The organism is Nocardioides yefusunii, from assembly GCF_004014875.1.
Taxonomy (GTDB): Bacteria; Actinomycetota; Actinomycetes; order Propionibacteriales; family Nocardioidaceae; genus Nocardioides; species Nocardioides yefusunii.
The window spans coordinates 1,342,468-1,356,882 of the sequence record NZ_CP034929.1 but is presented as its reverse complement, the minus strand read 5'-3'; the positions used below and the strand labels follow the sequence as shown (position 1 = coordinate 1,356,882).

Annotated in this window: 12 protein-coding genes; 3 read left to right on the top strand and 9 right to left on the bottom strand. The window is 68.7% G+C overall.

Annotation, left to right across the window (positions count from 1 at the left end; translation table 11 throughout):
* Nucleotides 1-22: 22 nt before the first annotated feature.
* On the bottom strand, nucleotides 23-1,528 hold the full coding sequence (locus tag EOV43_RS06140) for an NAD-dependent succinate-semialdehyde dehydrogenase (protein ID WP_128220196.1): 1,506 nt from the start codon (nucleotides 1,526-1,528) through the stop codon (nucleotides 23-25).
* A gap of 65 nt (nucleotides 1,529-1,593) precedes the next feature.
* Between EOV43_RS06140 and EOV43_RS06135 the strand changes: the two genes are divergently transcribed.
* Complete coding sequence (locus EOV43_RS06135; protein WP_128220194.1) at nucleotides 1,594-2,682, top strand: 5'-3' exonuclease; 1,089 nt, start codon at nucleotides 1,594-1,596, stop codon at nucleotides 2,680-2,682.
* 22 nt (nucleotides 2,683-2,704) lie between these two features.
* On the opposite strand, the gene EOV43_RS06130 is transcribed toward EOV43_RS06135, so the two are convergent.
* From EOV43_RS06130 to EOV43_RS06110, 5 genes are all read right to left on the bottom strand, one after another.
* Nucleotides 2,705-3,562: a TspO/MBR family protein gene (locus tag EOV43_RS06130; protein WP_128220192.1), complete on the bottom strand. Its 858-nt coding sequence runs from the start codon at nucleotides 3,560-3,562 to the stop codon at nucleotides 2,705-2,707.
* A 102-nt stretch (nucleotides 3,563-3,664) separates the two neighbouring features.
* On the bottom strand, nucleotides 3,665-4,477 hold the full coding sequence (locus EOV43_RS06125; RefSeq protein ID WP_164878788.1) for a thioesterase family protein: 813 nt from the start codon (nucleotides 4,475-4,477) through the stop codon (nucleotides 3,665-3,667).
* A gap of 44 nt (nucleotides 4,478-4,521) precedes the next feature.
* Nucleotides 4,522-5,370, bottom strand: coding sequence for a thioesterase family protein (locus EOV43_RS06120; RefSeq protein WP_128220188.1), 849 nt, complete (start codon nucleotides 5,368-5,370; stop codon nucleotides 4,522-4,524).
* A 7-nt stretch (nucleotides 5,371-5,377) separates the two neighbouring features.
* Nucleotides 5,378-6,088, bottom strand: coding sequence for a hypothetical protein (locus EOV43_RS06115; protein WP_128220186.1), 711 nt, complete (start codon nucleotides 6,086-6,088; stop codon nucleotides 5,378-5,380).
* A gap of 97 nt (nucleotides 6,089-6,185) precedes the next feature.
* Entirely contained in the window at nucleotides 6,186-7,421 is a 1,236-nt protein-coding gene (locus EOV43_RS06110) for a lipase family protein (protein WP_128220184.1), read from the bottom strand.
* 298 nt (nucleotides 7,422-7,719) lie between these two features.
* On the opposite strand from EOV43_RS06110, the gene EOV43_RS06105 reads away from it, so the two are divergent.
* Nucleotides 7,720-8,916, top strand: coding sequence for a TerC family protein (locus EOV43_RS06105; RefSeq protein WP_128220182.1), 1,197 nt, complete (start codon nucleotides 7,720-7,722; stop codon nucleotides 8,914-8,916).
* A 109-nt stretch (nucleotides 8,917-9,025) separates the two neighbouring features.
* Here the strand turns inward: EOV43_RS06105 and EOV43_RS06100 are convergent, their stop codons facing one another.
* The 3 genes from EOV43_RS06100 to EOV43_RS06090 form a co-directional block, all read right to left on the bottom strand.
* On the bottom strand, nucleotides 9,026-9,814 hold the full coding sequence (locus EOV43_RS06100; RefSeq protein WP_128220180.1) for a hypothetical protein: 789 nt from the start codon (nucleotides 9,812-9,814) through the stop codon (nucleotides 9,026-9,028).
* Between the two features lie 12 nt (nucleotides 9,815-9,826).
* Entirely contained in the window at nucleotides 9,827-11,164 is a 1,338-nt protein-coding gene (locus tag EOV43_RS06095) for a glutamine synthetase family protein (RefSeq protein WP_128220178.1), read from the bottom strand.
* A gap of 152 nt (nucleotides 11,165-11,316) precedes the next feature.
* Nucleotides 11,317-13,401 (bottom strand): NAD(+) synthase, encoded by a 2,085-nt coding sequence (locus tag EOV43_RS06090; RefSeq protein WP_128220176.1) that lies wholly within the window; start codon nucleotides 13,399-13,401, stop codon nucleotides 11,317-11,319.
* 141 nt (nucleotides 13,402-13,542) lie between these two features.
* Here EOV43_RS06090 and panB point away from each other — a divergent pair, with 141 nt between their 5' ends.
* On the top strand, nucleotides 13,543-14,397 hold the full coding sequence (gene panB / locus EOV43_RS06085; RefSeq protein WP_128220174.1) for a 3-methyl-2-oxobutanoate hydroxymethyltransferase: 855 nt from the start codon (nucleotides 13,543-13,545) through the stop codon (nucleotides 14,395-14,397).
* Nucleotides 14,398-14,415: the final 18 nt, after the last annotated feature.

Genomic DNA, 14,415 nt, shown 5'->3' with positions numbered 1-14,415 from the left:
CTCCAGCTTCACTCCAGCCCGGTCATTCCCAGGCGATCGAGAGGTACTGGGTCTCGAGGAACGCGTCCATGCCCTCGCGGGCGCCTTCGCGTCCCAGACCCGACTGCTTGGTGCCGCCGAACGGGGCGGCGGGGTCGGAGACGAGTCCGCGGTTGATGCCGATCATCCCGATCTCGAGACGTTCGGCGATCCGCATCGCGCGTGCTAGGTCACGGTCGTAGACGTAGCCAGCCAGCCCCATCTCGGTGCTGTTGGCGTGGGCGATCATCTCCTCGACGTCATCGAAGACGATCACCGGCGCGACGGGGCCGAAGAGTTCGTGCTGGACGATCGCGGCATCGGGGCTCACGCCGGTCAGCAGCGTCGGCGGGTACCAGTACCCGGCGCCCTCGGGCACCGGCGCGGTGGTGTGGATCCGAGCACCGTCGGCGACGGCTGCGTCGACGACCTCCGCGATGGAGTCGCGGGCCTTGGCCGAGACCATCGGACCGATCTCGGCGCCGGAAGCTCCCGGCCCGACGTTGAGCGCCGCGATCCGAGCGGCGAACTTCTCCACGAACTCGTCGTGCACGTCGCGGTGGACGTGGAACCGGTTGGCGGCCGTGCAGGCCTGGCCGCCGTTGCGGAACTTGGCGATCATCGCGCCGGCGACGGCAGCGTCGACGTCGGCAGTGTCGGTGACCACGAAGGGGGCGTTGCCGCCGAGCTCCATCGAGGAGTTCACGATCCGTTCGGCGGCCTGGGCGAGCAGGATCCGCCCCACGCGGGTGGATCCGGTGAAGGAGATCTTGCGGACGTCGGGGTGGGCGAGCAGCGTCGTTCCGACCATCGCGGAGTCGTCGGACGGTACGACGTTGACGATCCCTGCTTCCATGCCGGCGTCACGGAGCACGTCGTCGATGAGTTCGGCGATGAAGAGCGAGGTCAGCGGGGTCTCGGCCGGGGGCTTCACGACGACGGTGCAGCCCGCGGCGAGCGCGGGCGCGATCTTGCGGGTCACCATCGCGGCGGGGAAGTTCCAGGGCGTGACGAGGGCTGCGACACCGACCGGACGGGACTGCACCAGGGTGCGGGTGCCACCGGCCGGGGCGACGCCGAAGCCGCCGTGGGTGCGGACCGCTTCCTCGGAGAACCAGCGGAAGAACTCTGCGGCGTAGGTGACCTCGGCCAGGGAGTCGGCCAACGACTTGCCGTTCTCGGCCGTGATCAGCTCGGCGATCTCGTCGCTGCGGGCGTGCATCGCCTCGAAGACGGCCCGCAGGATCTCCGAACGACGACGAGGCGCGGTGGCCGCCCATGCTGCACCGGCGGCCTGGGCGGCGTCGGCGGCAGCGGTCACGTCGGCGGCGTCAGCACCCTTGAGGGTGGCGAGCACCTGGGCGGTCGCGGGGTCGTCGACCACCACGTCCCCGCCGTGGCCGTCGCGCCACTGCCCCGCCACGAACACCGCACCGCGTGGATGCCAGGAACCGGGAACAGTGACGGGAGTGCCGTGCGGCGTGCCCGGGCGTGTGCTGTGGGGGGACATGAGTGCTCCTGCCGTCTGCTGCGGTGGTGTCGGACTCGGCGGGCCGTACGATGGCCGACGACGCCATGACCAGCACATCACACACCTCCGCCCCGGACCACCCGGCACCCGCACCGCCGCGTGGTGTCGTGGTGACGCCCTCCACCGACTGGACCTCCGGCCCCCAGGGTGGACGCCGGCTGCTGCTGGCCGTCGACGCGCCGTCGTTGCTGCACCGCAACCACCACGCCCGGGCACACACCCAGCACACGGACCGGGCCGGACGTCCGGCGTGGGCGTTGCACGGGATGCTGCGACAGATCATCGAGTCGATCGACCAGTTCGCTCCCGACGCGGTGATCTTCGGCATCGACGACCGCGCCCGGTCGTTGCGCACCGAGTTCTATCCCGACTACAAGGCGGGGCGCGCCCAGAAGGACCCCGACCTGGTCGAGCAGTTGGAGCGGGCCGGGGCGCTGCTGGACGCCCTGGGGATGGCGACCCTGACCCCGCCCGGTCTGGAGGCCGACGACGTCAACGCCTCCGCCGCGACGTGGGCGGTCGCCCACGACTGGGACTGCGTCATCGTGACGTCGGACCGTGACTCGTTCGCCCACATCAGTGACCACACCTCGGTACTGCGTCTGATCAACGGCGGCATCAACGCCTCTCCCCTGCTGACGCCGCGGTCGTTGAAGGCGATGTACGGGGTCGCGGCGGAGAACTACCTGGAGTTCGCGGCCCTGCGCGGCGACGCCTCCGACAACCTCCCCGGCGTGCCCGGGATCGGCGAGAAGACCGCCCCGGTGCTGCTCGACCTGATGGGGTCGATGCAGGCGGTGTGGAGCGACATCGACCACTGCGGCGGCGCGAACGTCGTGGCGACGATGGACGACTGGGCCGCCGAGACCGGTGGCCGCAAGATCGGCCGGGCGATGCTGAACAAGCTGATGGCGCCCGGTGCCCGGGAACGCTACGAGTTCAACGTGACGATGATGAGCGGTCGCGACGATCTCGACCTCGGACTCACCCCGGACGTCCCCGGAACCCCGGGGCTGCTGCCGTTGGACGTGGCTCGGGTCGAGCACGTCGTGGGGCACCTCAACTTCCCCGCGACCACCGATCTGGCCGTGCGGGTGCTGACCGGCCAGCCGGCCTCACGCAGCTCCCTCTGACTCCACCCAGTCTGGCTGCCGTTCAGACCACGCGCAGTCGGTCCCCTGAGGTGCGCGTACGCACCACGACGGTGACCACCAGGGCGAGCAGCGCAGCCGCGACGGCGGCCCAGCCCACGAGGTCGGAGGCGGGCTCGCCGTCCAGACGCTCGGCACCGACCCATGCCAGTCCCCAGCAGACCGCGAGACCGATCCCGAGGTTGCCCCCGGTGCTGAGCGCGAGGACGGCGGCGAGCAGCACCGCGACGGCGAGGACCGCCACCGTGATCCACTCCGAGGCGTCACCGACCGCGTCGGCGCCCCCGTCGACGAGGGTCGCTGCGACGTTCGCGCACGTCGCGACCGTCACCCAGCCCAGGTAGACGCCCAGGGTCCCGTCGGTGATGACCTGGTCCGCCAGGCCGGTGACCCGGGCCAGTCGCAGGCTGCGCAGCGCGGTGGCCAGGACGATGGCGAGCACCACGATGACGCCGACGCTGAACCACAGCAGGTCTTCACGCACCGTCAGCAGCCAGACCGCGTTGAGGATCATCGAGGCCGCGACCAGCCACCCGACCCGACGGTGACGCGCAGCGCGACGTTGACCGGGGAGCCACTGCCACACCGCATACGCCACCAGGCCGAAGTAGATGAGCCCCCAGATCGAGAAGGCCGGTCCGCCGGGGGCGATCAGGGTGGAGTCGGCGCGCAGGGCGCCGTCAGCCGCTTCGGGCACCGATGGGCCGCCGAAGACGCCCGATCCCCACATCGAGCCCACGACGCAGAGCACCGCCGAGACGCTCACCGTCACCAGCCGCGGCAGATCGTTGCGCCGCGCCCGGGGACGGGCCTCCGAACGGTCGTCAACGTCGTCACGGGGTCCGCTGCGCGTGTCTGCCATGTCGTCATGGTGGCCCGGCTGGACCGGCCTGGCAACGGCCCGAGCCCGAGCTTCACCCTCCTGGGTGGACGACGTCCGAGCCGTCCCGGCCAACGCACCGGGTCAGCGAACGATGTGGCGATTCTGGGTACCCCGGGCCACGAACCGGCCGTCGGCGCGGTGCAGGGTCGCGGTGTCGACGTAGAACGTGTCGTCGGCCCAGTCCGAGCGCATGACGCCGTAGAGCCACTCCCCCTCCTCGACCACTGCGTCGGCGTCGAGGTGCATGGAGAAGTCGACCGTGGGCACGAACTGTGGGTAGGGCTCACGCATGAACATGCCCGGCGGCAGGACGTCGAGCAGTGCCGCCAACGTGCCGTGCGGACCGAGACCGGTTCCGGGCTGGATCCGCACCCAGGCACGACTGGTGGGGACGCCGTCCTCCAGCGCGTGGGAGATCAGGCGGAAGCCGAAGTGGTGGTCGTAGGCCATCTCGCCCCAGGGTGCGTCGAACTCCTCGCACTCCTCGGGGTCAGGGCCCGCGGGGAGGGTGGAGTTGCCGAAGACGCGGCTGGTGCCGGGCGCGAGGAACTTCACCACGGCACCCACCACACGACGACGCTTCGGTGCCTCGGGCGTGCCCTGCTCCTGCCAGCACTCGACGTGGACGGTGGCTGTGGAACGTCCCCGGTGGACCAGCGTGCGGTGCAGTTCGGCGTCACCGACGACGCCGCCGCCGGTGAACTCGACGTGCACCGATCCCATCCGCAGACCCTCGGTGGCTGCGACCTCGCGGGCGGCCTCGGCCGCTGCAGCGATGACGCGGCCTCCGTAGACGCCGCGCACTCCTGCCCAGTCGGGGGCGAAGTTCACTGCGACGACGTCGGTGACGGGCTGTGCCGACAGATGGGCAGCAGTCTGGGGGGTGTGCGACACAGGTGCTCCGTGGGTGGATCCGGTGGGGCGAGGGGGACGGACGTTCAGCGGCGTTCGACGAGGAGCGCCTGGGTGACGCGCCCGATCGGACCGTGCGGAGAGTGGAGCACACCGGCGCTCATGCCGGCGCCGTCGGGTCCGACCGAACTCTCGGCCTCGATCCCGAACCACTCCCCTGACGGCGGCGCGAAGAGGTGCAGCGTCATCTCGGTGTTGAGGAAGGTGAACTGGGCCGGGTCGAGTCGGGCACCGACGCCGTTGGCGGTGTCGGCGAACGAGACCATCGCCTGCAACGGCGTGGTCTCCTCCCCCTCCACCAGCGCGACGTCGAGGCGTCCCCAGGCCAGGGTCGCGGCCCCGGACTGCTGATCGGCGTCGAGTTTCCAGCGCAGGGCATCGACGAAGCCGCCCTCCCACCAGGCGAACGACAGCGGGTGCTCGCTCAGCCGTGCGGCGTCGCTGGCCGGGAGGTCGCGGGCAGGATCGGCCGGACGGGCCACGTCCGTGGTGTCGGCGACGCGGTACCGCCACGCCCGGGCGGTGGCCACCAGTTTCCAGCCGTCCCCGTCGGGGGCCTCCATCGTCGACTCGAGCAACTCGACCCGACGCCCCGGACGTACGACACGCCCCGTCACCCGGACGGTGCCGACCGGGACCATGCCGAAGAGTTCGGTGGTGACACGGCTGATTCGACGCCCCGTCGGGTCACCGGCGTGTTCCAGAGCGCGCACGAGCAGACCGGTGACCGGGCCACCGTGCTGCATGTGCGGCCCCCAGGCACTCGAGGTGCGAGTGCTGGCCTCGAAGAGCTCGACGTCGTCACCGCCCTGGGCCCCGTCGATGTGCTCGCTGCTGGTGCGGCGGTAGCACCACGAAGCATCGGGCGTCGTCATGCGGACGTCACTTCACCTTCGGGGCGGTGATGGTGACCTTCTTGCCGTAGCCGGAGTACGTCGATCGGATGGTCTCCGACTCTCCGTCGAGCGTGATCCTGAGGACGTCGGTGATCGGGCGGAAGTACTTGTCGACCCACACGGTGTTGGTGACCGCGTCGACCTCCCCAAAGACGGAGGTGAGTTCGGGGGCCCCGACGTACTGCCACTGCTTGACGCCCTTGACCGTCTTGGTCTTGCCGGTGAAGTTCCAGTCGCTGCCCCACCGATAGACGGCCTGCTGGCTGGAACGCTTCGCGGTCCGGCGGATCTCGACGCCCATGCCGTGCACCTCACGCTGATCGGCGTTGCCCTTGGCCTTGCCCTGGATCCACGGCGACTTCTTGTCGGGACGCAGGTAGGTCTTCTTGCCGATGATCACGATGCGCATCCCGAAGACGCTCGAGTCCAGCGACATGGACTTGCCGTGCTTGTAGGTGGTCTTCTCGGTGAAGGACGACGTCTTGGTCTTCACGGTGAACGTCTTCGACGAGAAGGTGCCTCCCAGGACACAGCGGCCGAACTTCGCGCCGCTGAGCGGGACGGTGCGGTCCGCCGAGGCGGCCTTGCACTCGGCCGTGACCTTGGGCTTGGTGACCTTCGCGGCGTGGGCGCTCTGCGGAGCGACCAGCAGGGTTGTCGTGACGACCGCGGCGGCCATTCCGGCGATGATGCGCATGCTGCTCCTCGGGTGCGCTCCGGAGTCCCGTGCCCGGAGTCACGGCGCATCCTATGCGTGCGCTGTGACCCACCCGACACAGGACTCCGGAGGTGCCTCAGCAGGAGGTCGGTGCCTTCTTCCCGGCGAACCTCGCGTCGAGGTAGGCGTACACCTCGGTGGCGTTGTTGAGCATTCCACCGACGTGCAGCGGGCTGAGGTTGGGCGAGAACTTCACTGTGGCGCCCTTGCCGCACCAGTCCTTGACGAGCTGCTGGCCCACCTTGATCGGCACCACGTCGTCGAAGTAGCTGTGCGTCACCAGCACCGGGGCGCTGGGCTTGATCCTCCCGACGCGCTGGTCGTCGATGACGGTGCGGAACGGCTCACGGGTGATCAGTTCTGCCAGCCCGGCCCCGTCGACGGTGTAACGGCTCGACTTCTTGAAGGCACCGTTGAAGAGGTGCATGACGCAGTTCTCCTTCATGTCGTCGTAGACCTGGCGCCCCTCGGCGTTGAGGTACGGCGTCATGTCGATGTCGTAGGAGGCGGTGAGCCCGTGGATCGCGAACCACCCGAAGATCGAGAACAGCGAGCCGTCGATCGCGCCGGGCAGGTACGTGAGATCCGACGGCGCAGCGCCGGCCACGGTGCCCTTGACGTCGAGCCCCTTGCCGTAGGTGCCGGCGAGCTCGGCGGCCGACGCGGCAGCCTGACCACCCTGGCTGTAGCCGTAGAAGGCCACCGGGCTCGTGGCGTCGACGTCGTCACCGGGCAGCGCCTGCGCAGCACGCACGCCGTCGATCACTGCGCGCCCCTCAGCGACTCGGTCGGCGTAGGTGTGCATGCCCTCGGTGCCCAGACCCTCGTAGTCGGTCATCGCGATCGCCCAGCCCTTGGCCAGCATCCCGATGATGAAGAGGCCCTCGTACTCCAGTCCGCCGGTGAACTTCCGCGACGGTGCACAGACGTCGCCGATCCCCTGCGTTCCTGGCGCGTACCCGATGACGGGACGGCGCCCCGGCCCCTTCCATGCGGTCTTGGGCACGATCACGGTGCCGGAGACCGCGATCTGCTTGCCCGTGCGGGCGCGCGAGGAGTACAGGATCCGTTCGGCCGTGTACCGCACCGTGTGGACCTTGAGCGGGTCGAGAGCGAACTCCATCGGCTCCGAACGGATCAGCGCACCGTCGGCGGCAGGCAGCACCGCCGGAGTCTCGTAGAACGCAGGGTTCTTGAGCTTGACCGCGCTGGCTGTCGGAACCAGCAGGGCCGTGGCCAACAGCACCGGCAGCGCGGCCGCCGCGCATCGCAGGACACCTCCGGGACGTCTCTTCCTGAGTGATGCGTTCACTTCTGTCTCCCTCCGTCAGCCGACCCCGTTGGCGGCACCAGCACCACCCAACCCGTGACGTGAGTCACATGCAATACCCCTTTTCGAGATGATTCCCGCGCCGGCACACCGCAGGAGACCCTTCCCGCCGGGCGCGACATGAACGCAGGGTGAACCATCGGCGAACCGCAGGAGTATCGGCTGTGTCACTCCCTCGGATGACGATGAGCGCCGTGCCACACTGACAGGGGTCACGCCATGCCGGCTCCGGGCGCGGCCGCCTCACCGCCGCCGGCACACCTCATCCCAGGAGAAATACATGGACGTTCCCGCCTACGTGTGGGGCCTCACGATCGTCGGAATCATCGGCCTGCTGGCCTTCGACTTCTTCTTCCACGTCCGTCAGGCCCACGTGCCCACCCTGCGCGAGGCCGCCATCTGGTCCGCGCTCTACGTCGGGTTCGCGGTGATCTTCGGACTGCTGGTGTTCGCCTTCGGCGGCGCCCAGTGGGGCGGTGAGTACTTCGCCGGGTACATCACGGAGAAGGCACTCAGCGTCGACAACCTGTTCGTGTTCCTGATCATCATGTCGAGCTTCAAGGTTCCGCGTGAGGACCAGCAGAAGGTGCTGCTCTTCGGCATCGTGTTCGCCCTGATCGCCCGCACCGCCTTCATCCTCGTGGGCGCCGCACTGATCAACCAGTTCGCCTGGATCTTCTACCTCTTCGGCCTGATCCTGCTGCTCACAGCCGGCAACCTGCTCAAGGGCGAGGACGACGAGGAGGACGGAGCCGACAACTTCATCATCCGGATCGCGAAGCGCTTCCTGCACACCTCGGACAAGTACGACGGCGACAAGCTGTTCACGATCGAGAACGGCAAGAAGGTCATGACGCCGATGCTGCTGGTCATGGTGGCCATCGGCGGCACCGACATCCTGTTCGCCCTCGACTCGATCCCGGCGATCTTCGGACTCACCCAGCACACGTTCATCGTCTTCACCGCGACCGCGTTCTCGCTGCTGGGCCTGCGTCAGCTGTTCTTCCTGATCGACGGACTCCTCGACCGTCTCGTCTACCTGTCCTACGGTCTGGCGGCGATCCTGGCGTTCATCGGCGTCAAGCTGATCCTGCACGCCCTGCACGAGAACACCCTGCCGTTCATCAACGACGGCGAGCCCGTGCACGTCATCGAGGTCTCGATCGCGCTCTCGCTGAGCGTCATCATCGGCATCCTGGCGATCACCGTTCTGGCCTCCCTCCTCAGCCCGTCGGGCAAGGCCCACGCGGTCACCGCCAATGCCCACCGGGTGGCCAAGGCCTACCTCGACGACGCGGACGCCAGCGACGTCGGCGAACGTGAGCGCCTCTACGCCGAGGTGACCCACAGCCGTGCGGCCATCGCTTCCCTCGGCGACAAGCAGCGCGCCAAGGCGCTCGCGGACCCAGAGCTGACGCGACTGCTCGACCGGGTCGACCAGGCCCACGCGGCGTTCTCCGACGGATCACGGGGCTGATCGGCCACACCGATCCGCCTTCGCGCACCCATGCACCACGACGAAGGGCCCGACCTCCACGGTCGGGCCCTTCGTCGTGCAGAGGTGGCCGGTCGTCGACCGGCCGGTGTCACTGAGGAGCGGGGACCGGTTCCTCGGTCTCCTCGTACTCGTCAGCGTCGCTCACACGCTCGGGACGCACCAGGAGGTGGCGGGCGCCGGCCAGCAGCAGCACCATCGCACCGAGGTAGGGCAACAGCCTGGACCAGCCGTCCTGGCCCTCCGGGTCCGTGCCCACCAGGCCGTCCGCAGCGGACTGCCAGACCTGGTAGCAGACGGCGGCGAAGACCACGGCGACCACCACGGCGACCCCGGCCCGCAGGGCGCTGACGCGTGCCACGCGCGGGGCCGGTCGCGTGGGCCACGGGACGCAGCAGACGCCAATGAGGATGGCACCGACCGCGAAGCAGAAGCGTGAGGTGTTCTCGAGGTCGTGCGCCTCGACCGGGTTGAGCTGGGTGAAGAGCCAGGCCGAGCCCAGCAATCCCAGTCCGGCGAACGCCGTGCGAGACCGCACCGCCGAGGTGGAGGTGGGCAGCCAGACCAGCGCGCTGACGGTGGCGACGAGCAGCAGGACACTGACCAGGACGGCCAGCGGCAGCGCGTACTCGTAGACGACCGGTCCGCCCACGGCCGAGGACCTGAGCGCCGGGTCGAAGGCGATCAGCAGCCACAGGAAGCCGACCGCGAAGGCGATCCAGAGCAGGGGCTCCAGGATCACCCGGATCGGGCCCGAGACACGGGTGGCGTCCACCCGGATCTCGGTACTGACCTTCTTGCGGCGCACCGACACCGGTCGAAGACGCTCACTGGCGAGCGGCTCGAGGTGGACCGGTGATCCGTCGTACTCGCTGGCCATGTCAGCCCTTTCTCAGATGACGGGGAGCATCCGGTCGCGCTCGAAGGCGGAGACCTGGGTGCGGTACTCGTCCCACTCGGCACGCTTGTTGCGGAGGAAGAAGTCGAAGGTGTGCTCACCGAGGGTCTCGGCGACCAACTCTGAGCTCTCCGCCACCTGGATCGCCTCGAAGAGGTTGCGCGGCAGCGCCTTGATGCCCAGGGCGCGACGCTCCTTGTCGCTGAGGCGGGCCAGGTCGGTCTCGGACTCGGCAGGGAGCTCGTAGCCCTCCTCGACGCCCTTCATCCCGGCCGCCAGGATCACCGCGTAGGCGAGGTAGGGGTTGCAGGAGGGGTCGATGGTGCGGATCTCGATCCGCGCCGACTGGTCCTTGCCGGGCTTGTACATCGGGACCCGGATCATCGCGGAACGGTTGTTGTGGCCCCACGAGACGTACTGCGGGGCTTCACCGCCACCGATCAGACGCTTGTAGGAGTTGACCCACTGGTTGGTGACCGCGGAGATCTCGGCCGCGTGGTGCATGAGACCGGCGATGAAGCGGCGCCCGGTCTCGGACAGCTGGTGCTCGGCGCCCTCCTCGTAGAAGGCGTTGCGGTCGCCGTCGAAGAGCGACAGGTGGGTGTGCATGCCCGAGCCGGGCTGGTCGGTGAAGGGCTTGGGCATGAAGGAGGCCCACATGCCCTGGCCGAGCGCGACCTCACGCACGACGGTGCGGAACGTCATGATGTTGTCGGCCGTGGTGAGGGCGTCGGCGTAGCGCAGGTCGATCTCCTGCTGGCCCGGGCCGGCCTCGTGGTGACTGAACTCCACCGAGATGCCCATCGACTCCAGCATCGTGATGGTCTGGCGACGGAAGTCAGTGCCGGTGTTCTGCGGGGTGTGGTCGAAGTAACCGCTGCGGTCCACCGGGACGGGCATGGTGCCGGCCTCGGGGCTGTCCTTGAAGAGGTAGAACTCGATCTCGGGGTGCGTGTAGAAGGCGTAGCCCTTCTCCGCAGCCTTGGCGAGCTGGCGCTTGAGGACGTGGCGCGGGTCAGCGAGCGACGGCGAACCGTCGGGCATCTTGATGTCGCAGAACATGCGTGCGGTCGACGGGCTGTCGCCACGCCACGGCAGGATCTGGAACGTCGACGGGTCCGGGACGGCGAGCATGTCGGACTCCTGGACGCGGGCGAAGCCCTCGATCGCAGATCCGTCGAAACCGATGCCCTCGTCGAAGGCACTGTCGAGCTCGGCCGGCGCGATCGCCACCGACTTCAGGAAGCCCAGGACGTCGGTGAACCAGAGCCTGACGAACCTGACGTCACGCTCTTCGAGAACCCGGAGTACGAAGTCTTCCTGCTTGCCCATGCGGCCAACTATGACCCATCGACCGAGGTGTGTCTGACCCTTCTCCCCACATCTCGGTCACTTCCTGCGGGGAATCCCCGCAAGCCCGCAATGCGGAAACATGCACGAAACATGAATGTCATCTGTGCGTCATGCCATGGTCGGGTCCACGCTCAGGCGTCGGGAATGTTCTCCCACTCACGCAACCAGGCTGCAGAGGAAGCGTCAGACGGCATCCGCCAGTCACCGCGCGGCGACATGGTGCCGCCCGCCGACACCTTGGGCCCGTTCGGCAGGGCGCTGCGCTTGAACTGCGAGGAGAAGAAACGCCACAGGAAGACCCGCGACCACTTCTTGATCTCGGCCAGCGAGTAGGCCGGCCGGGCGTCGTCGGGGAAGCCGGGCGGCCACTCCCCTGCGTCGGCGTCACGCCAGGCGTGCATGGCCAGGAAGGCGACCTTGCTGGGGCGCTGGCCTCGGCGTACGAGGTGGAAGAGCGTGAAGTCCTGGAGGTTGTACGGTCCGACGGTGTCCTGGGTGGCCTGCGGCTTGACGCCCTCGGTGTCGGGGATCAGCTCGGGGGTGATTTCCTGGTCGAGGACCTCGCGCAGGATGTCGCCGACCTCGCGGGTCACCTCGTCCGAATCCGCGACCCAGCGGATCAGGTGCTGGATCAGCGTCTTCGGGACACCGGCGTTGACGTTGTAGTGCGACATCTGGTCGCCGACGCCGTAGGTGCACCAGCCCAGTGCGAGCTCGGAGAGGTCGCCCGTGCCGACGACCAGACCACCGGTGTGGTTGGCGAGTCGGAACAAGTAGTCGTAGCGCAGACCGGCCTGGACGTTCTCGAAGGTGATGTCGTAGACGGGCTCGCCGTCGGCGAAGGGGTGCCCCATGTCGGAGAGCATCTGGGTCGCGGCGGGACGGATGTCGATCTCGGCGAACGTGACCCCCAGCGCGGTCGCCAGACGCGTGGCCAGCGACTTCGAGGTGTCACCGGTCGCGAAGCCCGGCATCGTGTAGGCCATGACGTCGGAACGCGGGCGCCCCAGACGGTCCATCGCCTTGACCGCGACCATCAGGGCGTGGGTGGAGTCGAGTCCGCCGCTGACGCCGATGACTGCCTTGGGGCTGCCGATCGAGACCAGTCGCTGCTCCAGGCCGTTGACCTGGATGTTGTAGGCCTCGTAGCAGTCCTGGGCCAGTCGAGTGGCGTCGTCGGGGACGAACGGGAAACGGTCGACCTTGCGGCGCAGACCGACGTCACCGGTGGGCGCGTCGAGGGTGAACTCGATCGTGCGGAAGTCGCGCACGCCCTGCAGACGACCGGCGACCTCGCCACCGTTGGAGATGCCCAGAGTGCGTCGGTTGTCGTCGAAGGTGCCCTGACGACGACGCTCGAAGTCGAGGCGTTCGAGGTCGACGTCGGCGACGGCGCGGACCGGGGTCTGGGCGAAGCGAGGGCCCTCGGTGAGCAGTTCGCCGCCCTCGTAGACCATCGTCTGACCGTCCCAGGAGAGGTCGGTGGTCGACTCCCCCTGCCCGGCAGCTGCGTAGACGTAGGCGGCCGCGCACCGGGCCGACGCGGAGGCGACCAGGAGGCGACGGTCCTCAGCGCGCGCGATCGTGATCGGGCTGCCCGAGAGGTTCGCGAGCAGCGTCGCACCAGCCAGGGCGGCCTCGGCGCTCGGCGGCACCGGCACCCACATGTCCTCGCAGACCTCGACGTGCATCCGCAGCGTCGGGTGGTCGAGGGCGGAGAAGATCAGGTCCGGGCCGAAGGGGACGGCCTCGCCGTCGTTGACGCCGCGCAGGCGCAGGGACGCACCGCGCAGGTCGTCACCGGGAGCGAAGTGGCGTCGTTCGTAGAACTCGCCGTAGGTGGGCAGGTACGACTTGGGCGAGACACCCAGGACACGTCCGCGGTGGATCACGACGGCGCAGTTGTAGATCCGGTTGAGGTGGCGCAGGGGTGCGCCCACCACGACGACGGGCAGCAGATCGGCGGTGGCGTCGACGAGTCTGGCCAGCTCCACCTCCACCGACTCCAACAAGGTCTGCTGGAGGAAGAGGTCGTCGATCGCGTACCCGGTGAGGCCGAGCTCGGGGAAGACGGCGACGGCGACGGCGTCGTCATGGCAGGCGCGGACCTGCTCCAGGACGGTGTCGACGTTGCGGGCCGGGTCCGCGATCGCGATCGAAGCGGTGCAGGCGGCCACACGAGTGAGGCCCTGGGCGTAGGCCGAGTAGAAGTCCACGCAGCGAGTCTAGGCATGCAACGACGTCAAGGCTGCGGAGTGACGGCCGCCACAGCGCAGATCGGAGTGTTCAGCGGTTAGCCTGATCCTGTCCGTGGACTCCATCAGGGAGCTGCGAGATCTGTTCCACAGGAGAGCCCCATGAGCGAAGAGACCGCCCCGTACGGCTCCGGCGCCGCCGCCCCCTCCCCCACCTCGGCGGTGAAGAAGATCCGTACCCATCACCTGCGGGAGATGAAGGAGCGCGGCGAGCCGATCACGATGCTCACCGCCTATGACATGTACACCGCTGCGATCTTCGACGAGGCCGGCATCGAGATGCTGCTCGTCGGCGACTCGGCGTCCAACAACGTCTTCGGCAACGAGACCTCACTGCCGGTCACCGTCGACGAACTGCTGCCGTTGACCCGTGCGGTGGCCAAGTCCGCCAAGCGCGCGATGGTGGTCGGCGACCTCCCGTTCGGCTCGTACCAGGCCTCGCCCGAGCAGGGTTACCTGACGGCCGTGCGGTTCATGAAGGAGGGTGGCGCGCACTGCGTGAAGCTCGAAGGCGGCGAGGAGATGGCCCCGGTCATCACCAAGTGCGTCCAGGGCGGAGTCCCCGTCATCGCCCACATCGGTTTCACCCCGCAGAGCGAGCACACCCTGGGCGGCTACCGCGTGCAGGGTCGCGGCGACGCCGCGGAGCGCCTCAAGGCCGACGCCCGCGCGGTCCAGGCTGCCGGAGCGTTCATGGTCGTGATGGAGATGGTCCCGGCCGACATCGCGCGTGAGATCTCCGAAGAACTCGCCATCCCGACCATCGGCATCGGTGCCGGCAACGGCTGCGACGGCCAGGTGCTGGTGTGGACCGACGCGTTCGGGATCCGTACCGGCAAGATGCCCCGGTTCGTGAAGCAGTACGCGGACCTGCACGGCGTCCTGCTCGAAGGCGCCAAGGCGTACCGCGACGACGTCAAGGCCCGTACGTTCCCGGGCGAGGAACACCAGTTCTGATCTGCGCCGCTGCTGAGC

Bases quoted from the DNA above. Each gene is read 5' to 3' on its own strand.
- EOV43_RS06140 (WP_128220196.1), bottom strand. From the start codon at position 1,528: ATGTCCCCCCACAGCACACGCCCGGGCACGCCGCACGGCACTCCCGTC.
- EOV43_RS06135 (WP_128220194.1), top strand. From the start codon at position 1,594: ATGACCAGCACATCACACACCTCCGCCCCGGACCACCCGGCACCCGCA.
- EOV43_RS06130 (WP_128220192.1), bottom strand. From the start codon at position 3,562: ATGGCAGACACGCGCAGCGGACCCCGTGACGACGTTGACGACCGTTCG.
- EOV43_RS06120 (WP_128220188.1), bottom strand. From the start codon at position 5,370: ATGACGACGCCCGATGCTTCGTGGTGCTACCGCCGCACCAGCAGCGAG.
- EOV43_RS06115 (WP_128220186.1), bottom strand. From the start codon at position 6,088: ATGCGCATCATCGCCGGAATGGCCGCCGCGGTCGTCACGACAACCCTG.
- EOV43_RS06105 (WP_128220182.1), top strand. From the start codon at position 7,720: ATGGACGTTCCCGCCTACGTGTGGGGCCTCACGATCGTCGGAATCATC.
- EOV43_RS06100 (WP_128220180.1), bottom strand. From the start codon at position 9,814: ATGGCCAGCGAGTACGACGGATCACCGGTCCACCTCGAGCCGCTCGCC.
- EOV43_RS06095 (WP_128220178.1), bottom strand. From the start codon at position 11,164: ATGGGCAAGCAGGAAGACTTCGTACTCCGGGTTCTCGAAGAGCGTGAC.
- panB (WP_128220174.1), top strand. From the start codon at position 13,543: ATGAGCGAAGAGACCGCCCCGTACGGCTCCGGCGCCGCCGCCCCCTCC.